The sequence below is a fragment of the Nocardiopsis terrae genome, from assembly GCF_014651695.1.
GTDB classification, from domain to species: Bacteria; Actinomycetota; Actinomycetes; order Streptosporangiales; family Streptosporangiaceae; genus Nocardiopsis; species Nocardiopsis terrae.
This window is the reverse complement of sequence record NZ_BMXJ01000001.1, coordinates 527,332-548,720: the sequence shown is the minus strand read 5'-3', so window position 1 is coordinate 548,720 and position 21,389 is coordinate 527,332. Positions and strand designations below refer to the sequence as shown.

Genomic DNA, 21,389 nt, shown 5'->3' with positions numbered 1-21,389 from the left:
CGTTGAGGGTGACGGAGGGCGTCACAGGGAACCCTATCCGCTCCGCGGGTGCGGGGCTCTCCGTTTCGGTCAGCTCGTGTGTGGGGTTCAGGACATGCCCTGGGTGGATTCCTGCCTTCTGTCGCTTTTTATGGTCAATGACAGGATCTTCCTATGAATTGACATTGGCATTTTCAGCTGAGTCCAGTGGGGCGGAAGTCGCCTTTTGTTGTGCGAGTGCTGCCAGGTGATCTATTTGTAGATCTTTGTCTGCTTCTCTCTCGGTAGTCACGCACTTCGGGGTGGTAGTTAAACGTCGTTTACTTTTGCCGGACGCTGGCTGGCGGCTCGATTAACCCGCAATTCTTTTCTGTCTTGTCCGAATTCCGGTGGGCTGCCGGTTCCATGTCCTGCCCATCTGGCCTGCGTTGATGACAGATTTCCCGGTTGTTGCGGGCGTCTGGGGAGTTTGCGCCTTCGTGGTTCGGGCACGGGCGCGAGCCGGTTTCGGATGGGTCACGAATCCGGCATTGGGGCTATGCAGGCATTTCTCTTAATGGTCTTCTAAGCGACTAATCGCCTAAGTTTGGCGGGATGTGCCTGGCAAGCGCGAGACCCGCGCGGACGGCCCGTATCAGTGATCAAGGGTGTGACTGATGGAGAATCGTAGGAAATGGCTGGGCGCCGTGGGACTCGGCGTCTCCGCCTCTCTGGTGCTCGGAGCCTGTGCGCCCCCCGGCGGCGACGGCTCGGACAGCGGGAACTCGGTGACGTGGATCGTCAACCAGCCCGGTAACGGCTGGAACCACAACACACCGGAGGGCGGCTCGGTCTACGGCATCCAGTTCCTCCACGACGTCCTGCCCTACACCGGTTACTGGGGCCCGGACTCGGAGTGGTACTGGAACGAGGACCTGATCGTCAACGAGCCCGAGCTCCTCAGCGAGGACCCGATGTCCTGGGAGCTGGAGATCCACCCGGACGCGGCGTGGAGCGACGGCGAGCCGATCGACGCCGACGACTTCATCTGGGCCTGGAAGATGAACAGCGGCGACGAGGACCTGTGCGCGGACAACTGCAACTCGCGCGGCACCACCCTGCCGTCCAAGTTCGAGAGCGTCGAGGGCTCCGACGACGGCAAGACCGTCACGATCACCATGAAGGAAGGCGAGCTGTTCCCCGAGTGGTTCGTCTTCGGTGAGGACGGCCTGTACCCCTCGCACCTGGTCGCGGACCAGTTCGACCTGGACACCCCCGAGGGCATGCTCGAGTCCTCGAACTGGTTCAACGAGAACCAGCCCACCGTCTCCGGCAGCCGCTACGTGATGGAGGAGGGCGCCGAGCTCGACGGCCGGGTCATCAAGACCCTCAACGAGGAGTACTGGGGCGACAAGCCCGAGATCGGGGAGATCATCCTCCAGGTCAACACCGAGGAGGGCAGCTGGGTCCCGGCCCTGCAGAACGGCGAGGTCCAGGGCGCCTCCCCTGCCACCTGGTCCGACGACGTGATCAACCAGCTCGACGGCATCGAGGGCGTCGAGTACGGCGTCAACCCCGGCGCCAGCTGGGAGCACATGGACGTCAACATGAAGCACGACTGGCTCTCCGACGAGGCTCTGCGGCACGCGATCTTCACCGCGCTCGACGTCGAGAACATCGCCACCCGTACCTACGGTGACAACTTCCCGGACATCACCCCCCGGACCAACCACGTCTTCTCCGAGAGCAGCCCCTTCCACGAGGACGTCATCACCGAGCTGGGCCACGGCTCCGGCGACATCGACGCCGCCGTCGAGATCCTCGAGGACGCCGGATACGAGCTCGACGGCGACAGCCTGACCCGGGACGGGGAGGCCGTACCGCCGATCCGGATCGGTTACACCGCCGGCCACGTCGCCCGCGAGATCATCGCCGAGCTCGCCCAGGCCGACCTGGCCGAGATCGGCATCAGCCTGGAGATCGACACCACCAACGACCTCGGCGGCACCCTCGCCGAGGGCGACTTCGACATCATGCTCTACGGCTGGAGCACCACGCCGGACTTCGCGAGCTCCCCCGAGCAGTACTGGCACAGCGAGAGCGGCAGCAACTTCGGCCACCTCGACGTGGAGGAGGTCGACGAGGTGGCCGTCAAGGCCCAGAACACGAGCTCCCCCGAGGAGGCCGCCGAGCACGCGAACGAGGCCGCCCGCCTCGTGGCCGAGGAGGCCTACGTGCTGCCCCTGGTGGACACCCCGACGTTCTACTTCGTGGACACCAACTACGTGGACAACGTCGAGGACAACAACGCCCAGTCGCGTCGTGCCCTGTGGAACCAGCACGAGTGGACCGCGGTCGACTAGCGGTTTTCCCGGACCACTCCACTCCCGCCCGAGGGCAGGGCGGTCCGGTCCCGTCCCGGCGCACGCAGGCCCGCCTGCGGGCGCCGGGGCCTCGACCGGACGCACCCGGCACGCGGAACACCACCGGGCCGGGGACCGGACCGGGCCGCGCGGGTACCCCCCAACCGCGCGGCCCGCCCTCCTGCGGCGGGAGCGCTAACGAAGGACCTTTCCATGCTCGTATACACCGCGCGTCGCATCGCAGTGGCGATCCCAACGCTTGTGGCGGCGTCGGTTCTCGTGTTCCTGATGGTGGACGTCATCGGTGACCCGCTGGCGGACCTGAGGTCGATGCAGCCCGCGCCGGACCCGGCCACGATCGCCGCGGCGGAGGAACGGCTCTACCTGGACCGGTCGATCCCGGAGCGGTACTGGCTGTGGCTCACCGGCCTCGGAGGAAACGGTGACATCGGGATCCTCCAGGGCCAGTTCGGTCCCTCGGTACGGGGCGGCAACTACGTCATCGGGGCAGAGCTCTGGGCGGGCCTCCACGTCTCCGTCCGGCTGGTGTCGGCCGCCGTCCTCCTGGCCCTCGGGCTGGCGATCATCTCCGGCGTCATCAGCGCGATGCGCCAGTACTCCAAGCTCGACTACACGCTGACCTTCGTCGGTTTCCTCGCCCTGGCCATGCCCACCTTCTGGCTGGGAGCCCTGATCCGGGAGGGCGGCCTCTGGATCAACCGGACCACCGACTCGACGTTCTTCTACACCATCGGGGCCAACTCGGCCCGGGTGGACGACATGACCGGCTGGCAGTACTTCCTGGACTCCTCCGGCCACCTGATCCTCCCGACGCTGACACTGATGCTCACCAGTTACGCCTCCTGGAGCAGGTACCAGCGCACCTCCATGCTGGAGGTACTCAACAGCGACTACGTGCGCCTGGCCCGCTCCAAGGGGGTGCGCTACCGGACGGTGGTGCGCAGGCACGCCCTCCGGACCGCCCTCATCCCGCTGGTGTCGGTCACCACGGTCGCGGTCGCGGGGATCATCGACGGGGTCGTGATCATCGAGACCGTCTTCCAGTGGCGCGGCCTCGGCTACTTCTTCATCGAGGCACTCACCCACAAGGACTCCTTCGCGATCATGGCCTGGCTCATGCTCAGCGGTTTCTTCGTGATCATCTGCACCCTCATCGCCGACCTGCTGTACGGCGTTCTCGACCCGAGGATCCGTTATGAGTGACATCAAGAGCGACGCTTCGAACGGCGCGGGTTCGGCCGGGGAGAGCGTCGACAAGGGCCAGCAACTCACCCAGTTCCAACTGGTCTGGCGGCGCTTCCGGCGCCACCGGGCCGCGATGTTCAGCCTGGTCGTGCTGGTCGCGCTCACCCTGTTCGCCTTCGCCCTCCCGCTGGTGTGGCCCTACGACCACGGCGTCTACCGGGAGATCGCCGGAAACCAGTCGCCGAGCTGGCAGCACCCCTTCGGCACCACCAACCAGGGCCAGGACGTGTTCGCGCAGACCATGCGCGGAGCCCAGCAGTCCCTCAAGGTCGCGCTCACCGTGTCGGTGATGGCGACCGGGTTCGGGGCCCTGTGGGGTGCGATCGCGGGCTACCACCGCGGCCGCATCGACGCGGTCATGATGCGGGTCACCGAGATCTTCCTGATCATCCCGCTGCTGGTCGCCGTGGCCGCCCTCGGCGGCAACCTCACCGGCGGCACCACCTGGTACGCGGTCGCGCTCATCATCGGCCTGTTCTCCTGGGCCAGCATCGCCCGCCTGGTACGCGGAAGCGTGCTCTCCCTGCGCGAGCAGGAGTTCATCGAGGCGGCCAGGGCCTCCGGGGCGTCGGCCTCCTGGATCATCCTCCGCCACCTGCTGCCCAATGCGGCAGGGCCGATCATCGTCGCGGCCACACTGCTGATCGCGATCGCGGTACAGGTCGAGGCGGCGCTGTCCTTCCTGGGCTTCGGCATCCAGCCCCCGGACATCTCGCTGGGGAAGATGGTCGAGGGCGCCCGGACGGCGGCCTTCACCCGGCCGTGGCTGTTCTATCCGCCGGGCCTGATCATCGTGGCGATCTGCCTGGCGATCAACTTCATCGGTGACGGGCTGCGGGACGCGCTCGACCCGCGACAGACGATCTCGCGGCGGTGAGTATGACAGAGCACGAAGCTGAGGGCACGCACGTGAAGAACCACAACCACGAGGACGTCGTCCTGGACGTCGACGACCTCAACGTCACCTTCTCCTCGGAGGACGGCCCCCTGCACGCGGTGCGCGGGGTCAGCTACCAGGTGCGCCGGGGCGAGGCCCTGGGCATCGTCGGGGAGTCCGGCTCGGGCAAGTCGGTGACCTCGATGGCGATCATGGGGCTGCTGCCCAGGACCGCGAAGGTCACCGGATCGGCCCGGGTCCTGGGCCAGGAGGTCATCGGGCTCAACGACGCGCAGTTCAGCAAGGTGCGGGGGCAGAGGATCGCGATGATCTTCCAGGACCCGCTCACCTCGCTGAACCCCGTCCACACCATCGGTGCGCAGATCTCCGAGGCGATCCTGACCCACCGGAAGGTGAGCAGGGCCCAGGCCCGCGAGAAGTCCGTCCACCTGCTCGACAGGGTCGGGATCCCCAACCCGGAGCAGCGGGTGGACCAGTACCCGCACGAGCTGTCCGGCGGTATGCGTCAGCGCGTGGTCATCGCCATCGCGATGGCCAACGAACCCGACGTGATCATCGCCGACGAACCCACCACCGCCCTGGACGTCACCGTCCAGGCTCAGGTGCTGGAGGCGTTGGAGGCGGCACGGCAGGAGACCGGCGCCGCCCTGGTGCTGATCACCCACGACCTGGGCGTCGTCGCTGGTCACGTGGACCGGGTGGCCGTGATGTACGCGGGCCGCCTGGTGGAGGCCGGGACGGTGGAGGACGTCTTCTACCGGCCGCGGATGCCCTACGCGCTGGGGTTGCTGGGTTCGCTGCCCCGCCTGGACGGGGGCCGCGACCACCGGCTCACCCCCATCACGGGGGCGCCGCCGTCACTCCTCAACCTTCCGGTGGGGTGCACGTTCGCCCCGAGGTGTCCGATGGCACGGGACGTCTGCCGCACCGAGGACCCCGAACTGGTGGAGGCCGCCGTCGCGGAGGGGGAACGGAACGAGGACCCGGTGAGCCGGCACCGGGCCGCCTGCCACTTCAGCGGGGACCTGGTCTCGGCCACGCCCGAGGACCTCTTCGGCTCCGAAGCAGGGAAGGCCGGTGCGTCGGCGGAGCCGACCGGGGGCGCTCCCGTCCCGGAGGCGGGCCGGGGACCGGAACCGGAGGTCGGGGAGCCGGAACCGGAGGGCCGTGAGGTCCTCCTGCGGGCGGAGGAACTCGTCAAACACTTCCCGATCCTCTCCAAGGGCGTCCTCAAGCGCAGGATCGGTGAGGTGCAGGCGGTCTCCGGGGTCTCCCTGGAGCTCAGGGAGCACGAGACCCTCGCGCTCGTGGGCGAGTCCGGCTGCGGGAAGTCGACCACGGCACGTCTGCTGCTGAACCTGGTCAGGCTGACCTCGGGCGAGGTCCACTACATGGGCCAGCCGATCCAGGACCTGTCGGACAAGCAGATGCGGCCGCTGCGCCGGGACCTGCAGTTGGTGTTCCAGGACCCGTTCGCCTCCCTGGACCCCCGCATGACGGTGTCGGACATCATCGCCGAACCGCTGCGGATCCACCGTGAGGCGAACGGCTCCGCGAAGCGGCGGGTCAGGGAACTCCTGGAACTCGTGGGGCTCAACCCGGAGCACGGCTCGCGCTACCCGCACGAGTTCTCGGGTGGTCAGCGCCAGCGGATCGGCGTGGCCAGGGCCCTGTCGCTCAAACCCAAGGTGCTGATCCTGGACGAACCGGTGTCGGCCCTGGACGTGTCCATCCAGGCGGGTGTGATCAACCTGCTGGAGGACCTCCAGGACGAGCTCGGCCTGTCGTACCTGTTCGTCTCGCACGACCTGTCGGTGGTCAGGCACATCGCCGACCGGGTGGCCGTGATGTACCTCGGCAAGATCGTGGAGACGGCCACGACGGAGCAGTTGTTCAGGGCGCCCGCGCATCCGTACACGCAGGCGCTGATCTCGGCGATCCCGCTGCCGGACCCGGTCAAGGAGCGGACCCGGGAGCGGATCACCGTCACCGGCGACATCCCCAGCCCGGCCGACCCGCCGTCGGGCTGCCGGTTCCGGACCCGCTGCCCGAAGTTCGCCGACGGGCTTTCGGACGCCGAGCGCACCCTGTGCGTGGAGCAGCCGCCGGAGCTGCTGGACCGGGGCGCCGGGCACGAGGACGCCTGCCACTACTCGCAGGTGGTCGAACTCTTCTGAGTCCGGGTACGGGGGCGGGCCGGGGTTCTCCCTGCCCGCCTCTTCACGTGCGGCCAGCCGGAGCCGTGCGCGAACCACCGGTCACGGTATGGCGCATCGTGGGCACCTTCGGTTATTTTCGCTTGGCGTGCTCCCGATCGGTTGACCCCGGAGGAGATTCCCCATGACCCCCACGGCCCCCCGCGGACAGCAGTCGCGGCGCACACGGGGACGGCGGGCCGCCGCGGCCCTCGTCTCCGCCCCGCTGCTCTGGTTCACCCCGGCCGCTGCCGTGCCCGCCGGGGCCGCCACCGTGACCCCTGCCGACATCCACCAGGCCGATACCTACCGGGCCGGTGCCGACCCGGCCGAGCGCGCCGACGGGCTGCGCGCGGACATCGACGCGATCCTGGCGGACCCGATGCTGGAGGGCGCGACCTCCGGGGTGGTGGTGACCGACGCCGTCACCGGAGAGGTGCTCTACTCGGAAGAGGCCGGCACCCGGTTGCTGCCCGCCTCCAACATGAAGCCCTTCACGACGGCCGCCGCACTCCAGGTGTTGGGGGCCGACCACACCTTCGGTACCGAGGCCGTGGTGGAGCGCCGCCCGGGCCGGGGCGCCGTCGACGAGCTCTACCTGGTCGGCGGCGGCGACCCGGCACTCGACGGGGCGGACCTGTACGCCATGGCCGCGGAGGTGGCCGCCTCCGGCGTCACCTCGGTCGGAGACCTGTACGCCGACGACTCCTGGTTCGACGACGAACGGCTCGTGGACGACTGGTGGCCCGAGGACGAGCCCTACGCCTACTCGGCGCAGATCTCGGCCCTCACCGTGGCCCACGGCGACCGCCATGACACCGGGGTGACGGAGGTGACCGTGACCGCGACCGGGGACGGTGAGCCCGTGAGCGTGGACCCGGGGGCCGCCGCCGGTTACGTCGAGCTCGACAACCGGGCCGTCACCGGGTCGGCCGGGGGAGAGGACACCCTGGTGGTCGACCGTCCGGTGGGCACCAACACCATCGAGGTCACCGGATCGCTGCCCGTGGACGCCGGCCCGCGGGTGGTGCTGCGCACCGTGGACGAGCCCGCCGGGCTGGCCGGGCACCTGTTCGCGCAGGCGCTGGAGGAGCACGGCGTGGCCGTCGGCGGCGAGGTCGCGCAGGCCGAGGTGCCGGATGAGTGGCACCGTCCGAGGGTGGTCGCCGAGCACACGTCCCCGCCCCTGGAGGAGCTTCTGGTCCCGCTGGTGAAGTTCAGCAACAACGGCCACGCCGAGATGCTGGTCAAGAGCATCGGCCGGGAGGTCTCCGGGGAGGGGGCGTGGGGCGCGGGCCTGGCCGCCCAGGAGGCCGCGCTCCGGGACCTGGGCGTGGACACCTCCGACCTGGTCCTGACCGACGGGTCGGGGCTGTCCCGGGGTAACCGGGTCACCGCTGACACCGTCGTCGACCTGCTCGCCCGGGCCCAGGAGGCCCCCTGGTACGAGGTCTGGCACCACTCGCTGCCGGTGGCCGGGGACAGCGACCCGTTCGTCGGCGGCACCCTGGCCCGGCGGATGGGCGGCACCCCCGCGGCGGGGGCCGTCCAGGCCAAGACCGGCACCATGACCGGGGTGAGCGCGCTCTCGGGCTACGTGCAGGGGCCCGGCGGCGAGCTGTACTTCAGCGTGGTCAACAACGGCCACTCCGGTTACGCGCCCACCCGGGTGCAGGACGCGATCGCGGTCCGGTTGGCCGAGCACCTGGGCAACCGGATCCCAGAGCAGGCGGCGCTCTCCCGGCACGGGGCGGTGGCAGGCGGCGGTGAACTGGAGTGTTCCTGGGAGCTGACCTGCTGACCCGCTGATCCGGGGGCCGGGGGGCCGCGCTCCCACGGGCGCCGGTGTGTTTCGGGGCGGCCGCGTGTCCGGCTGGGGGTGCGGCCGAAGGTTGTCCACAGGCTGTGGGTGACGGCTGTCGCCCACAGCCCGGAGCTGGCACTGTTGTTCCTGTCCTCCCGCGCTCTCCGTCGCCCCTCCGCTTTCCGCGTACGCGGGGCGGCCCCAGAAGGATGTTCATGGAAACGCTGACCCTCACCTCGGTGTTCGGCATGGTCCTCGGCCAGGTCCTGTCACTGGTCATGCTGATCCTGGTCCTGTTGGGCCTGGGCAAGCTCGCCAGCCGGCTCATGGACGTGCCGTTCAACCTGCCGAGACTGGTGCTGGCGGCACTGTTCGGTGCCCCGACGGGGGCGGTGGGCGCGGTCCTGGCCTACTACGGCACCTTCGACGCGCTCAACTCCACCGACCCGGCCGAGATGGACCAACCGGGGCTCATGGCGCTCATGCTCTTCGCCATGGCGGTGGGCGCGATGCTCGCCTTCGTCGCCCTGGAACTACTCCTGCCCCGGGGCACCCGGTTCCGGCCGGTCGCCGTGGTCCGTGAGGCGAGGGGCTGGTTCGGCCGGTTGGGCCGCTACCGGCGGATCCTGTGGATCCTGGCCCGGCACGGGCTGGGCGGCTACGTCGTCGGCCGCCGGGAAGGGGTGGAGGACACGTCGGCCCAGCGCCGCCTGGCCCGCTCCCTGGTCCGCTCCATGGAGGAGGCCGGGGTGGTGTTCGTGAAGCTCGGGCAGGTGCTGGCCACCCGGCGCGACCTGCTGCCGCCGGTGTTCGTGGAGGAGCTGGGACGCCTGCACAGCGAGGTGGCACGGGTCCCCTACGAACGGATCCGCGACTGCGTGGAGGGCGAACTGGGCCGTGAGGCGGGCGAGGTCTTCGCCGAGTTCGACCCCGAGCCCCTGGCCGCCGCCTCCATCGCCCAGGCCCACCTGGCCCGCCTGCACGGCGGGGAGGAGGTCGTGGTCAAGGTGCAGCGCCCCGGGATCGCCCCGGTGGTCCGGCGCGACCTCGACATCATCCGCAGGCTCGCCAGACGCTTCGAGGAGCACACCGACTGGGGGCCCGCGATCGGGGTGCTCGAACTGGCGGAGGGGTTTGCCGAGGCGCTGCTGGAGGAGCTGGACTTCGAGGTGGAGGCGGCCAACATCGCCGCCGTCGCCGACGCGGCCAGCGGTTCGCGGGTGCGTATCCCCCAGGTGTACGAGGCCTACACCAGCCGTCGCGTCCTGGTCATGGAGCGTCTGTACGGGACCCAGGTGAGCGGGCACGAACTGCCCGCGGAAGAGGGGGAGCAGGTCGCCAAGACCCTCCTGGACTGCCTGCTCGAACAGGTGCTGTCCAGCGGCATCTTCCACGCTGACCCCCACCCGGGCAACATCCTGCTGCTCGACGGGGGCGGCGTGGGGCTGTTGGACTACGGGTCGGTGGGCCGGCTGGACGCCCAGACCCGGGAGGCCCTGCAGATGATGCTGCTGGCCATCGACCGGGGCGACGCGGTCCTGCTCACCGACACCCTGCTCGACGTGGTCGACGACCCGGGGGAGATCGACGCCGAGCGGCTGCGCCGGTCGCTCGGCCAGTTCATGGCGCGCTACCTGCACAGCGGCACCACGGCCAGCATGCGGATGTTCACCGAGCTGCTGATGCTGGTCACACGGTTCGGGCTGGTCCTGCCCGCCGAGCTGGCGGCGGTCTTCCGGGCGTTGGCCACCCTGGAGGGGACCCTGGTGCACCTCTCGCCCGGGTTCGACACGGTGGCCGAGGCCAAAAGGTATGCCGGGGCGCGGATGTCCGAACAGTTGGGCAGCGGCAACCTGAGGGAGATGGCCTCGGCGGAGTTGATCGCCCTGCTGCCCACACTGCGCCGACTGCCGCGCAGGCTGGACCGGATCACCGACCAACTGCACAAGGGCCGTTTCACCGTGCAGGTCCGGATGTTCGCCCACGCCGAGGACAGAAAGCTCCTGCGCTCGGTGGCGCGGCGCGCGGTCATGACCGTGTTGGCGGTGGTCACCGGGTTCATGTCGGTGGGGCTGTTCAACGTCACGGAACAGACCGGGGTGGCCTGGCCCGACCTGGCCACCCACACCCAGGCGCTCAACCTGCTGGCCTGGCTGCTGCTGGCGACCACGGCGACGTTCGTACTGCGCCTGCTGGTGGACATGGTGCGGGACGGCGGGGACCGCCCGCGTCGGTGACCCGGTTCGGGCCCGGGGAGGTCAGCGGGCGGGGTGTTCGCGGTCGATGAGGCGGCGCAGGGCCCGGTGTACCTCCTCGGCACTGGGCTGCGGGTCCATGGTGCAGCAGCGCAGGAAGTAGCCGTCCGAGGCCGCGGCGACCCCGGCCCGGGCGGCGGGGTCGGGAAGGTAGGGCGCGAGGAAGGCGTCCACGGCGGCGGACCAGCGTTCGGTCTGTGAGCGCAGTGAGGGCCGTCGGGCCGAGATGAGGAACAGTTCCATCTCGGCCAGGGCGTGCGCCCGGTCGGCCCCCGCCCCCTCCGCGATGAGGGCGGCGAAGCCGCGCAGTGCCTCGTCCGGGTCCTCGGGCAGGGCGTCGACGAGGGCGACGTAGGCGTCGTTGACTCTGGTGAGGGCGTCGACGAGGAGGTCGTCGACGGTCGCGTAGTAGTAGGTGACCGTACTGGGCGGGACCTCCGCCTCGGCGGCCACCCGGCGCTGGCTGACGGCGGTGACACCGTCCCTTTCGATGACGCGCATGGTGGCGTCCAGGAGTAGTCGCCGCCGCTGTTCGCCCTTGCGCCGACGGCCGTCGCTGATGTTCTCCGGGTCCTCGCCCGGCCGGATGCTGCTCACGCTGCCCCATCCTGCCGGACGGCCGTCGCCGGTCAGTGCTGACCTCCCATCTCCAGGGCCATGACCCCGGCGATGACCAGAGCGATGCCGCCCACCTGGATCCAGGTCAGGGACTCCCCGAGGAAGAGGGCGCCGATGGCGGCGAGGAGTGCGATCCCGATGGCGGCCCACACACCGTAGGCCACACCGAGCGGCATGCCCCGGACGAGTGCCTGGGAGAGCATGAAGAAGGCCCCGGCGTAACCGGCGACGACGAAGAGCGAGGGCAGGAGCCTGGTGAAGCCTTCGGAGAACTTCAGGGAGGTGGTGGCGAGCACCTCCAGGGCGATCGCCCCGGCCAGCCAGATCCACGGCATGTCACGTCTCCTCGCCCACTGGAACCTGAGCAAACGAACAGCTTTTGCTCCGCATGAAACCTGATCAACTGAACAAGATTCTATGTCAGGCATGATGGGCAGGGCAAGCACCGGGCTTTCGGGCGTCCGGAAAGCCGTCCCCTGGTGGACCAGGCGTGTACCCCCGAGGTGTATCCTCGGCGGTTCCGGGCACGGCGGTTGCGCCCCGGATAACCGCTCCGTACCGATGCGCGGAAGTTCAGAACCTTTTCCCGTGTGCCGGCGTCCAACCGGTGGCAGGGTAAGACGGGTTCGAGTTTCATCTATGGAGGTCCAGACGTGACGGGCAAGACCCACTCGGCGGTGACGCGTCGGTTCGGTATCGGGCTGGTGGCGCTCGCGCTCGTCGCCACGGCCTGTACGTCAGGTGACGCCGAGACGCAGAGCAGTGCTGATCCCGCCGAGACCGAAGCGGAAGCGGCCGAACTGAGCATCACCCCGGAGGCCGGTAGCGAGGAGATCGCTCCGAACACCCCCATCCGGGTCAGCGCCGAGCGCGGAGCCATCACCGACGTTCAGGTCGACCAGGCCGTGGTCACCGAGGCCGCTGTCGAGGGAGAGGGCGACGAGGGCGACCTCTACGCCATGACCGGCACCCTCAACGAGGACGGCAGCGAGTGGATCAGCGACTGGAACCTGCGGCCCGGCGCGGAGGTCGTCGTGACCGCGACAGCCGAGAACGAGGCCGGTGAGGAGACCGAACTCACCACCGAGTTCACCACCCTCGACGCGACCCCCGGCCAGCGCCTCGAACTCGTCTCCAACTTCCCCAGTTCCGGTGACACCGTCGGCGTCGGTATGCCCGTGGTGATCAACTTCGACCTGCCCGTCACCAACAAGGCGCAGGTCGAGAACTCCATGAACGTCGTCGCCGAACAGGAGACCGCCGGCGCCTGGAACTGGATCACCGACCAGATGGCGGTGTTCCGGCCGGAGGAGTACTGGGAGCCGTACCAGAACGTCACCGTCGACCTGAACCTGGCCGGCGTCGAGGCCTCCGAGGGCGTCTACGGCGTGACCAACTACCAGATCGACTTCGAGATCGGCCGTGAGCTCATCGCGACCATGCACGTGCCCGACCACGAGATGGTCATCGAGGTCGACGGTGAACAGGAACGCCTCATCGAGGTGAGCAACGGCGCGGCCAACCGCCACTTCGACACCACCAGCACCGGTACGCACGTCCTGATGGAGCGCTACGAGCACCTGACCATGGACTCCGCGACCGTGGGCATCCCCGAGGACGACCCGGGCTCCTACCTGGTGGACGTGCAGTACGCGGTGCGCACCTCCAACAGCGGCGAGTTCGTGCACGAGGCGTCCTACAACACCAACATCGGTTCGGCCAACACCTCCAACGGCTGCACCAACCTGCGGATGGACGACGCCAGGTGGTTCTTCGAGAACACCCTGATGGGCGACGTCCTCGACACCACCGGCACCGACCGCGAGTTCGAGTTCGACAACGGCTGGGGTTACTGGCAGAAGTCCTGGGACGAGTGGCTCGAGGGCAGCGAGACCGGCGAGCCGCAGATGACCACCGACGGTACGCCCGGCTCCGTGCACGGCGAGGACCTGTGACACACGGCTGACCGCGGGCCCGGAGGCCGACGGACCCGAGGGGCGTCACGGTGCGCGAGCACCGCGGCGCCCCTTCCGCGTACCCGGGGCCCGGGCCCGGCGGTCCCTAGGACCCGGTGCCCCCGGAAGCGTCCTCCGCGGCGGTCGGGCTGCTCAGTCCGGCCACGACGGCGTCCACGACCAGAGCGGTGACGGCGGCCATGTCCACGGCCTCCGGGTCCAGCAACCACTGGACCTGGAGGCCGTCCATGGTGGCCAGGACCGCCGCGGCCGCGGACCGGGCGGGGGAGTGGCCGCTCGGCCCCGGGGTGCGGGCCGCCTCCCGGTGCTCGGGGCCGATCCGGTCCAGGACCGCCTCCTCGACCTCCTGCCGCAGCACCGTGTATCGCTCACGGAACCACTCCTGTGCGGGGTGCCCGGCTGTGGCGCTCTCGGCCGAGAGCACGGCGTACAACTGCGTGGTCCCCGGACGCGCGGCGTTGCGTTCGGCGGTGGCGACCAGGTGGTCGAGCATGCCGCTGCCCGAGGGCGCGGGGTCGTTGCTGTCACGCAGCTCCAGCACCGCGGTGAGCAGGTCGGTCTTGGAGCCGAAATGGTGCAGGACGCCCGCCGGGGTGATGTCGAGCATCGCGGCGATGTCGGCCAGCGAGGTGTTGTTGAAGCCCTGGGCCGCGAACGCGTCGGCCGCGGTGCGCAGGATCTGCTCGCGCCGGTTCACCCGCCTGCGCGGGGCGCGTTCGGGGGGCAGGCCCTCGTGGGAACCGGTCCTCGCGGGGGGCGTCTCACTCATTCCTGCTCTCCACTTCCTCGTACCCCGGGGCGCCCCGGCCCGACGGCCGAGGGCTTGGCGCCCGGGACACCGTTCACGCTACCGAGATGCGCTCGTTCCGCCGACGCCGCCGGGCACGGCCGCGTCACGACGGCCGTGCGGCGGGGTCGCTACGCCCCGGGAAGACCGCACAGCGGTTCGCTGCAGGTGACCCGGGTGTGTCCCAGCAGCAGCTCCGGCCGCCCCTCGCCCAGGGAGAGGACACGCACGGGCACGGTGCCCGAGGGGTGCTCGGAGGCGGCAGTGACCGGGACATCGGAGGGCGCGAGGAGTTCCACCGACTCCCGGGAGAGACAGGCGGGGTCGGTACACGCGAGAAAGGTCAGGAGTCCGCTCCGTCCGTCCACGAAGGCGACCCGGGGACGGTCCCGGCCGTCGACGGCTACGTCCGGCGGTCCGTGGCGGTTGTTGGCCGGTCCGCCGCCCAGCAGGACGGTGTCCCACTCCGAGCACACGGGGTCCCGGCAGTCCAGCAGGCGGACCTCCTCGTCCCGGTCCGCGACCAGGGGGCGGCCATCCGAACGCACGATCACGCTCGCCCCGCCCCACCCGTGCACCAACTCCCGTTCCACGGGGTCCTCACAGGCCGCGCCTGTCTTGGAATCGGGTTCCGCGTCCGGGCAGGCGAGGAGGACAGTGGTTCGTGCCTCCTCGTCCCGGAGCAGAGTGGCGCGGGGGTCCCCGGGCGCGGGACCGCCGTCCCCGGCGAGCCGTTCGAACTCACTCCGGTCCAGCCGCTCGGTGCTCGTGCCCGGAGTGCCGTGGGGGTTGGTCCACAGGCCCCCGGCCCCGGCCAGGGGTATCAGCACGAGCACGGCGGTGCATGCCGCGGCGGCCGCGGGGCGGTGGGCGGGTACCTCGGTGGTGGCCCCCAGGCGGTCCAGGCGGTCGGCGATCCGACTGCCCTCCGACAGTCGGCCGACCGGCCCCGGGACGGGTCTGGTCCACAGGGCCTGCCCGGTCAACAGGAGCGCGGGCAGCGGAGCGAGGAACAGGACGAGCAGGACCTTCACACCGAGCGCGGCTCCGAGGGAGGCTCCGGTCCCGGTCGCCGCATCGGCCACGTGTTCCCCGGCCATCGCGGGCAGTGACAGCAGGACGGCCAGCGGCACCAGGAACAGCAGGTACGCGATCCTGCGCCCACGGCCCAGCAGCCAAGCGGCGCTGATCGCCTCGGACAGGGTGAGGTCGCGCAGCAGGGCGATCGGCAGGCCGACCAGCAGGGCTGCCAGGGCTGACAGCGCCACCAAAGCGGTGGGCGGCCAGAGCACCGCGCCCGGGATCTCCGATGAGAGCCCCGGGGAGAGGCTGAGTACCGAGGCTGCCCCCATCCCGACGGTGAACAGGGTGACGGCCAGCGCTCCCAGCAGTAGGAATGTCCACACCAGTAGGAGGGGGAGGCGGAACAGCGCGGCCCGGGCCGCGTCACGGAGGGGGAGGCGGCGGCCGAGCAGGAGGGCCGCGGCCACCAGGGAACCCGCTGCCACCCCGAGGATCCACCCCAGAAGGGTCACCGCGTCCGCGGGCCAACCAGGCGCCAGTTCGATGTAGGGCCCCAGGGGGGTGGTTTCGGAACGCTCCGGTGGTGCGAGCAGCTCCCCGTCGACCACACGCGCGCCGTCCGTCTCCCGGAGACGGAGGTGGGTTTCGAGCACCTGGCCCGGTAGGAGGGGCAGGGCGGTCGCCGCCAACAGGGCGAACGGGTGTCGTGCGTAGAGGGCGAAGGGGAGGCGCAACACGGCGCCGAACGTCCTCGGCAGCCGGGGGTCCACGGCGGGGACAGGGTCCTCGTGCGGGTGGTCCCGGGGGGAGTCGGACACGGATCCTCGAAGGGGCAGGGGGTTCGGGACGGAGCCAGACTACTGGTGGCCCAACGCCGTCCGGGCGGGCCTCCGCAGCCGGGTCAGCCCTTCCTGCGGGCCAGCCGGGCGTTGTGGGCACCGCCGGGGAAGTCTCCGGCCCCTGGCGGGGCGTGGTCGGCGGCCAGCCGGCGCATGCCCTCCTCGCTGGGGGAGCCGGGTTCGGCGCAGTACAGCATCACCCGCTGGTCGCTCTCGGGTACGTGCAGCACCTGGCACTCGAACTCCAGCGGGCCGACGAGCGGGTGCCCCACCCGCTTGTGGAATCCGCGGCGCTCCTGGACGTCGCGCTCCTCCCACAGCCGTGCGAACCGGGACGAGGACCCCAGGAGCGTCGTGACCATCCGGCCGATGCCGGGATCACCGGGGTAGCGGGCGTAGGCGGCGCGCAGATCCGCAACCGAGTGGCGCTCCATGCAGTCGGTGCCGGCCTGTCCGGTCACGCGCGGATCGTCGTCGGGGAGGCGGAACATCCACGTGATGATGTTGCGCTCGGTGTCCTCGACCGCGGACATGTCCCCGATGAAGTGGGTGGCCAGCGTGTTCCAGGCGAGCACGTCGTACTTGGCGTCCAGCACGTAGGCGGGGGTGGCGGTGAGGCTGTCCAGGAGGTGGCGGATCGCTTGCGACACCCGCCGGTCGGGGCCCCGGACCGGTTGCGGCTCCTCCCCGGCGACCCGGAACAGGTATGCGCGCTCGTCCGCGGAGAGCATGAGTGCCCGGGAGAGCGCGGACAGCACCTGTGCGGACGGGCGCGGACCGCGTGCCTGTTCAAGACGTACGTAGTACTCCACCGACATCCCGGCGAGCTGGGCGACCTCCTGGCGGCGCAGTCCCGGGGTCCGCCGCCGTCCCGTCCCGGGCAGCCCCACGTCGGAGGGGAGCAGGCGCGCGCGACGGCTGCGCAGGAACGCGGCGAGTTCGGGACGGTCCGTCATCACGGTCTCCTCGGGGTGCCACGGGTTCGGTTCTCGCCTCCAGGGTGCACCACGGGGACCCCGGTGACACTGGTACTGCCGGTACCACCATCGTCCGGTCCCTTTTCCGGGGCGGTGCGGGCGCCCACGCTGGGGGCATGAGCGAGGAACAGAGCATGCGGTACCCGAACGGCGCCGCGAACGACGGGAACGGCGCAGACGGCGCGAAGGTCGCCCTGGTCACGGGTGCGAACAAGGGCATCGGCCTGGAAACGGCCAGGCTGTTGGGAAGGGAGGGCATGACGGTTCTGCTCGGCGCGCGGGACCTCGGACGCGGCGCGGCGGCGGAGCGGGCCCTGCGCGCGGAGGGGTCGGACGCGCACCTGGTCTCCCTGGACGTCACCGACCAGGAGGGCGTGAAGGCGGCCGCGGCACGGGTGGAGGCCGAGTACGGGCGGTTGGACGTGCTGGTCAACAACGCGGGGGCGGCCCTGGGGTCGGGTTCGGGCCCGAGTACCGCCGATCCCGGGGAGTTGCGCGCACTCCTGGACGTGAACACGGTGTCCGTGGTGGCGGTGAGCAACACGTTCCTGCCGCTGTTGCGCCGGTCCCCGGCGGGGCGGGTGGTGAACGTGTCCAGCGAGGTCGGTTCGATCACCGCCATGACCGATCCGGACGGACCCTTCTTCGGGATGTCCGGATCGCCCGCCTACCCGGTGTCCAAGACGGCGGTCAACATGCTCACCGCCCTGTACGCCAAGGAGCTCGCGCACACGCCGGTGAAGGTCAACGCCGCCAACCCGGGGTTCTGCGCCACCGACCTGAACGGGCACAGCGGAGGTCGCACCGCCGAGCAGGGCGCCCGGGTGAGCCTGCACCTGGCGACCCTGCCCGACGACGGGCCCAGCGGTGTCCTGTGGGGCCATCTGGCCTCCGAGGACGATCCGGAGAGCTACGGTGTCCTGCCCTGGTGACCGGGCGGCACCGGGCGCGGCCCTCCGGTCGGCGCGGGGCCGCTGTGCTCCGCGCCGACCGCCCTCACCAGGCGCGGACCCCGCGGACCGGGGCGGGCAGCCGCTCCTGGAGCCAGGTCCAGGTGCCGTCGTTCTCGGTGAAGCGGCGCTGGACGCGTTCGACGTCGTCGATCGGGTTGCTGAACACCTCGCGCCAGTCGCCCGCCGCGCGCTCCTCCAGGTAGAGGCTGCGCGCGTCGGTTCGCATGCGCACCGCCTGGAGGGTGTGGGAGGAGCCGTCGTTCAACTGGATGCGGTAGTAGGCCATGGGAGTCCCCTGAGTGTCGTCCTGGAAAGCGAGGACGGTGGAGTCCGGAACACGCGCGTTCGACGAAGCTGGAAGGTCTGTCTCCCGGGCGCGGCAGGACCTCGGGGTCGGGCCGCGGGTTCGGTGGCGTGGAGTGCCTGAGGCCGAGTGCGGGAAACAGGCGCGGGTGCCGGGGCACCGTGCTGTCCGCGTGTTGGGACTCTACTCCCGCCGGTGTCGACACGGAGGGTGAACGGAAGAATCCGAAGTGAAATCGGGGAGAACGGCTGTGTACGCGGGGCCGGGCGGAACCCGACCGGGGTGTGCTCCGTTCGGGTCCCGTTCCGTCCGAGGTCGCCGGGGCGGCCCCTATGCGGTCTCCGCCGGCTCCGCGTCCTGTGCGGCGAGCCGGGCCCTGGCCTCCATCAGGGCGAAGCCGAGCAGGTTGCGCCCGCGCCAGAAGCGGGGGTGCTCGGCGTTCTCGTTCTCCCTGCCCATTCCGATCCCCCACACCCGGTCGCGGGGGCTGGCCTCCACCAGCACCCGCCGACCGGTGCCGAGCAGGAAGACGCGCAGGTCCTCGTTCTGGTCGAACTTGGCGACGTTGCCGCGGACGACGATCTCGAAACGCTCCCGCTCCCAGACCTGCTGGTCGAATCCGCGGACCTCGCGGCCGATCACCTTGGCGTCCCGGGGGTGGCCCGCCGCCACGATCCGTTCGACGGCCCCGGTGTCGCCGAACAGCCGTGCCTTCCCGGCCATCATGAAGTGTTCGGCGGTGGGGTAGGTGGTTCCGTCGACGGTGAAGTCGGCCGGCCACCACTGGGACAAACAGCTTGCCGACACCCCTTCGGGCGGTGGCTGGTGCCCCCAGAAGTGCAGGTACTTGATCCGCCCGTCGATCCGGAGCAGATCCTCCACGGTCCTCGCGTCGGCAGGGTTGCGTGTGCCTGTCATGCACGGGAGTTTTACAGACCCCGGGGACACTCCGGTAGCCCCTCAGTCGAACTGGAAGGACCGTTTGGCCAGGCCGTGCCAGAATCCGTCCACCGTGGAGGTGGAGCTCCGGTGGCCGTCCAGGCCCGCGCCGAGGGCGACGAACAGCGGGGCGAAGTGGTCGCTGCGCGGGTGGGCCAGTGCGGCCGCCGGCGCCTTGTGCGCGAAGTCCAGCAGCGTGTCGACGTCGTGGTCGAGTACGGTCCGGTGGGTCCAGTCGTCGAACTCGACCGACCAGGAGGGTGCCTCGCCGTGGGCCTGCCGGGACATCTCCCGCAGGTTGTGGGTGGTGAACCCGCTGCCCATGATGAGGACGCCCTCCTCGCGCAGCGGGGCGAGCCGTTGGCCGAGTTCGAGGAGCCTGGCCGGGTCGAGGGTCGGCATGGACACCTGGAGCACCGGGACGTCGGCCTCCGGGTACATCTCCCGGAGGGGGACGTAGGCGCCGTGGTCGAGTCCCCGGACGGGGTCCTGACGGATGCTCCCGCCTGGACCAGTAGCGAGCTCGCGGACGCGTTCGGCGAGTGCGGGAGCTCCCGGGGCGGGGTAGGCCACGTCGTAGTAGCGTTGCGGGAAACCCCAGAAGTCGTAGGTCAGCGGGGTGTCGTCCGCAGTGGCGCCGACGGTGAGCGGTGCGTCCTCCCAGTGCGCGGAGACGACCAGGATCGCCGTCGGGCGGTCGAGGTCACCAGACCAGTCGGCGAGCTGGCGGGTCCACACGGGGTCGTCGGCCAGTGGTGGGGCTCCGTGGCTCAGGTACAGCGTGGGCATGCGTGTCGCCATGGCGGCCTCCGGGGCGGGGATTCGGTTCCGTGTGCGGCAACAACACAATTGAACGCTCAAGTATTTCTGGGGGCACAGGTCCGATGGGCGAGACGCGCTGGCTCGACGACGGCGAGCAGCAGACTTGGCGTGCCTTCCTGACCGCCGTCAATCTGCTCGACGGCGCACTGGACCGCCAGCTCAGGCACGACTCCGGGCTGCCGCACGCGTACTACCAGATCCTGGCGATGCTCTCCGAGGCCCCGGGTCGGGAGCTGACGATGACCCGGCTGGCCCGACTGCTGCGCTCCTCCCCGAGTCGCCTCTCGCACGCGGCCGCACGGCTGGAGGGCGAGGGGATGATCCGTCGGTTCAAGAGGCCGGACGACCGGCGCACCACGATCGTCGAGATCACGCCCGAGGGGATGAAGGCCCTGGAATCCGCGGCCCCCGGCCACGTGCACGAGGTGCGGAGGGTCCTGTTCGACACGCTCAGCTCCGAGCAGGTGGGTCAGCTGCGGGAGATCTCCGAGTCGATGCTGTCCGCGCTCGACCCCCAGGGCGAGGAGCCCAGGTACCCCGACCCGGACGGGGCCCGGTACCAGGACTGAACCGTGTTCTGTTCTCCGTCCTGACCAGGGCGGCCACGTGACGTTCCCAACTCGTCCCCGCCCACGCTATGTGTTCGGGCGGATGCGTACTAGTATCTCTTTTCCAGGAAAAGGTTGTGGTCTCAAGTGTTGTAGTCGCGCGTTGGGGCCCACCGGTTCCGGGATACCCGCTCACAGAACAGGAACCACCATGACCGCAACGCTCAGATCCAGGCTCGGCGACGCCGCGGCCCTGCTGGCCAGGGTCGTCCTCGGGGTCGTCTTCATCGCCCACGGGCTGCCCAAGATGACGGACCCCGGCGGCACCGCCCAGGGCTTCGAGGCGATGGGCGTCCCCCTCCCGCAGTTCACCGCCCTCCTCGGTGCGGCCATCGAGGTAGGGGCCGGTGCGGCCCTCCTCGTCGGTTTCGCCCTGCCCGCCGCGGGCCTGCTCCTCGCCCTCATGATGGCCTCCGCGTACTTCTTCGCCCACGTCGGCGACCCCCTGGTCGGCGGCTTCGAGCTGCCCCTGGTGCTGGGTGCGGCGGCGCTGGCCCTCGGTTTCTCCGGCGGTCGCTACTCGGTCGACAGCCTGCTGCCCTGGGGTCGTGCCCGCGGCCGCACCGAGGCCGCGGAGTCCGTGCCCTCCGCCTGAGCAGACCCCCGATTCACCGGAACGGCCGTCCGCCGACGATGGTGGGCGGCCGTTCGCTTTGCCCCAGGCACAACTTCATTGACTCTTTTAACAAATTCGACAAAAAGCAACATACGGATCTTTCTGTCGATTTCTTCGCTGCCTGGTCATTTGAGAAGCGATCGGTAGAATCGATGCCGGAGAAAGTCGTGTTGACAGGGTAGGGGTGC

General features: G+C 70.1%; 18 protein-coding genes. 10 read left to right on the top strand and 8 right to left on the bottom strand.

What is annotated here, in order from left to right; all coding sequences use genetic code 11:
- Positions 1-635 precede the first annotated feature (635 nt).
- From IE195_RS02590 to IE195_RS02565, 6 genes are all read left to right on the top strand, one after another.
- Positions 636-2,321 carry an ABC transporter family substrate-binding protein gene (locus IE195_RS02590; RefSeq protein WP_191267723.1) on the top strand — a complete coding sequence of 562 codons (1,686 nt, stop codon included), beginning with the start codon at positions 636-638 and terminating at the stop codon, positions 2,319-2,321.
- A 213-nt stretch (positions 2,322-2,534) separates the two neighbouring features.
- Positions 2,535-3,545 (top strand): ABC transporter permease, encoded by a 1,011-nt coding sequence (locus IE195_RS02585; protein WP_191267722.1) that lies wholly within the window; start codon positions 2,535-2,537, stop codon positions 3,543-3,545.
- Positions 3,538-4,464, top strand: a complete 927-nt coding sequence (locus IE195_RS02580; protein ID WP_191267721.1) for an ABC transporter permease — start codon at positions 3,538-3,540, stop codon at positions 4,462-4,464. The genes IE195_RS02585 and IE195_RS02580 overlap by 8 nt, the downstream gene beginning before the upstream one ends.
- Before the next feature lie 2 nt (positions 4,465-4,466).
- Positions 4,467-6,662 (top strand): ABC transporter ATP-binding protein, encoded by a 2,196-nt coding sequence (locus IE195_RS02575; RefSeq protein ID WP_191267720.1) that lies wholly within the window; start codon positions 4,467-4,469, stop codon positions 6,660-6,662.
- A gap of 163 nt (positions 6,663-6,825) precedes the next feature.
- Positions 6,826-8,481 carry a D-alanyl-D-alanine carboxypeptidase/D-alanyl-D-alanine endopeptidase gene (dacB, locus tag IE195_RS02570; RefSeq protein WP_191267719.1) on the top strand — a complete coding sequence of 552 codons (1,656 nt, stop codon included), beginning with the start codon at positions 6,826-6,828 and terminating at the stop codon, positions 8,479-8,481.
- 218 nt (positions 8,482-8,699) lie between these two features.
- Positions 8,700-10,721, top strand: a complete 2,022-nt coding sequence (locus IE195_RS02565; protein ID WP_191267718.1) for an ABC1 kinase family protein — start codon at positions 8,700-8,702, stop codon at positions 10,719-10,721.
- A gap of 21 nt (positions 10,722-10,742) precedes the next feature.
- Here the strand turns inward: IE195_RS02565 and IE195_RS02560 are convergent, their stop codons facing one another.
- Both IE195_RS02560 and IE195_RS02555 read right to left on the bottom strand, forming a co-directional pair.
- Entirely contained in the window at positions 10,743-11,240 is a 498-nt protein-coding gene (locus IE195_RS02560; protein WP_225943669.1) for a TetR/AcrR family transcriptional regulator, read from the bottom strand.
- Positions 11,241-11,368: 128 nt separating this feature from the next.
- A complete protein-coding gene (locus IE195_RS02555; RefSeq protein ID WP_191267716.1) occupies positions 11,369-11,692 on the bottom strand; it encodes a DMT family transporter in 324 nt (107 codons plus the stop codon).
- Between the two features lie 318 nt (positions 11,693-12,010).
- Here IE195_RS02555 and IE195_RS02550 point away from each other — a divergent pair, with 318 nt between their 5' ends.
- Positions 12,011-13,312 carry a L,D-transpeptidase gene (locus tag IE195_RS02550; RefSeq protein WP_191267715.1) on the top strand — a complete coding sequence of 434 codons (1,302 nt, stop codon included), beginning with the start codon at positions 12,011-12,013 and terminating at the stop codon, positions 13,310-13,312.
- A gap of 106 nt (positions 13,313-13,418) precedes the next feature.
- Here IE195_RS02550 and IE195_RS02545 read toward each other — a convergent pair whose 3' ends face one another.
- From IE195_RS02545 to IE195_RS02535, 3 genes are all read right to left on the bottom strand, one after another.
- Positions 13,419-14,102: a TetR/AcrR family transcriptional regulator gene (locus IE195_RS02545; RefSeq protein WP_191267714.1), complete on the bottom strand. Its 684-nt coding sequence runs from the start codon at positions 14,100-14,102 to the stop codon at positions 13,419-13,421.
- Between the two features lie 149 nt (positions 14,103-14,251).
- Positions 14,252-15,961, bottom strand: a complete 1,710-nt coding sequence (locus IE195_RS02540; protein WP_191267713.1) for a hypothetical protein — start codon at positions 15,959-15,961, stop codon at positions 14,252-14,254.
- An 83-nt stretch (positions 15,962-16,044) separates the two neighbouring features.
- Positions 16,045-16,938 carry a helix-turn-helix transcriptional regulator gene (locus IE195_RS02535; RefSeq protein WP_191267712.1) on the bottom strand — a complete coding sequence of 298 codons (894 nt, stop codon included), beginning with the start codon at positions 16,936-16,938 and terminating at the stop codon, positions 16,045-16,047.
- A gap of 137 nt (positions 16,939-17,075) precedes the next feature.
- On the opposite strand from IE195_RS02535, the gene IE195_RS02530 reads away from it, so the two are divergent.
- On the top strand, positions 17,076-17,891 hold the full coding sequence (locus IE195_RS02530) for an SDR family oxidoreductase (protein WP_191267711.1): 816 nt from the start codon (positions 17,076-17,078) through the stop codon (positions 17,889-17,891).
- A gap of 64 nt (positions 17,892-17,955) precedes the next feature.
- Here the strand turns inward: IE195_RS02530 and IE195_RS02525 are convergent, their stop codons facing one another.
- From IE195_RS02525 to IE195_RS02515, 3 genes are all read right to left on the bottom strand, one after another.
- Positions 17,956-18,198 (bottom strand): hypothetical protein, encoded by a 243-nt coding sequence (locus IE195_RS02525; RefSeq protein ID WP_191267710.1) that lies wholly within the window; start codon positions 18,196-18,198, stop codon positions 17,956-17,958.
- Between the two features lie 348 nt (positions 18,199-18,546).
- Positions 18,547-19,134, bottom strand: a complete 588-nt coding sequence (gene ybiA / locus IE195_RS02520) for a riboflavin biosynthesis intermediates N-glycosidase (RefSeq protein WP_191267709.1) — start codon at positions 19,132-19,134, stop codon at positions 18,547-18,549.
- A gap of 42 nt (positions 19,135-19,176) precedes the next feature.
- On the bottom strand, positions 19,177-19,956 hold the full coding sequence (locus tag IE195_RS02515; protein ID WP_225942573.1) for a dioxygenase family protein: 780 nt from the start codon (positions 19,954-19,956) through the stop codon (positions 19,177-19,179).
- Between the two features lie 83 nt (positions 19,957-20,039).
- Here IE195_RS02515 and IE195_RS02510 point away from each other — a divergent pair, with 83 nt between their 5' ends.
- A complete protein-coding gene (locus IE195_RS02510; protein WP_191267708.1) occupies positions 20,040-20,546 on the top strand; it encodes a MarR family winged helix-turn-helix transcriptional regulator in 507 nt (168 codons plus the stop codon).
- 190 nt (positions 20,547-20,736) lie between these two features.
- Complete coding sequence (locus tag IE195_RS02505; protein WP_191267707.1) at positions 20,737-21,180, top strand: DoxX family protein; 444 nt, start codon at positions 20,737-20,739, stop codon at positions 21,178-21,180.
- Positions 21,181-21,389 lie beyond the last annotated feature (209 nt).

What these genes read in the sequence shown, in the direction of transcription:
- IE195_RS02505 (WP_191267707.1), top strand. Translation starts at nt 20,737, where the DNA reads ATGACCGCAACGCTCAGATCCAGGCTCGGCGACGCCGCGGCCCTGCTG.
- IE195_RS02585 (WP_191267722.1), top strand. Translation starts at nt 2,535, where the DNA reads ATGCTCGTATACACCGCGCGTCGCATCGCAGTGGCGATCCCAACGCTT.
- IE195_RS02575 (WP_191267720.1), top strand. Translation starts at nt 4,467, where the DNA reads ATGACAGAGCACGAAGCTGAGGGCACGCACGTGAAGAACCACAACCAC.
- IE195_RS02510 (WP_191267708.1), top strand. Translation starts at nt 20,040, where the DNA reads ATGGGCGAGACGCGCTGGCTCGACGACGGCGAGCAGCAGACTTGGCGT.
- dacB (WP_191267719.1), top strand. Translation starts at nt 6,826, where the DNA reads ATGACCCCCACGGCCCCCCGCGGACAGCAGTCGCGGCGCACACGGGGA.
- IE195_RS02530 (WP_191267711.1), top strand. Translation starts at nt 17,076, where the DNA reads ATGAGCGAGGAACAGAGCATGCGGTACCCGAACGGCGCCGCGAACGAC.
- IE195_RS02525 (WP_191267710.1), bottom strand. Translation starts at nt 18,198, where the DNA reads ATGGCCTACTACCGCATCCAGTTGAACGACGGCTCCTCCCACACCCTC.
- ybiA (WP_191267709.1), bottom strand. Translation starts at nt 19,134, where the DNA reads ATGACAGGCACACGCAACCCTGCCGACGCGAGGACCGTGGAGGATCTG.
- IE195_RS02545 (WP_191267714.1), bottom strand. Translation starts at nt 14,102, where the DNA reads ATGAGTGAGACGCCCCCCGCGAGGACCGGTTCCCACGAGGGCCTGCCC.
- IE195_RS02565 (WP_191267718.1), top strand. Translation starts at nt 8,700, where the DNA reads ATGGAAACGCTGACCCTCACCTCGGTGTTCGGCATGGTCCTCGGCCAG.
- IE195_RS02515 (WP_225942573.1), bottom strand. Translation starts at nt 19,956, where the DNA reads ATGGCGACACGCATGCCCACGCTGTACCTGAGCCACGGAGCCCCACCA.
- IE195_RS02580 (WP_191267721.1), top strand. Translation starts at nt 3,538, where the DNA reads ATGAGTGACATCAAGAGCGACGCTTCGAACGGCGCGGGTTCGGCCGGG.
- IE195_RS02555 (WP_191267716.1), bottom strand. Translation starts at nt 11,692, where the DNA reads ATGCCGTGGATCTGGCTGGCCGGGGCGATCGCCCTGGAGGTGCTCGCC.
- IE195_RS02535 (WP_191267712.1), bottom strand. Translation starts at nt 16,938, where the DNA reads ATGACGGACCGTCCCGAACTCGCCGCGTTCCTGCGCAGCCGTCGCGCG.
- IE195_RS02590 (WP_191267723.1), top strand. Translation starts at nt 636, where the DNA reads ATGGAGAATCGTAGGAAATGGCTGGGCGCCGTGGGACTCGGCGTCTCC.
- IE195_RS02560 (WP_225943669.1), bottom strand. Translation starts at nt 11,240, where the DNA reads ATGCGCGTCATCGAAAGGGACGGTGTCACCGCCGTCAGCCAGCGCCGG.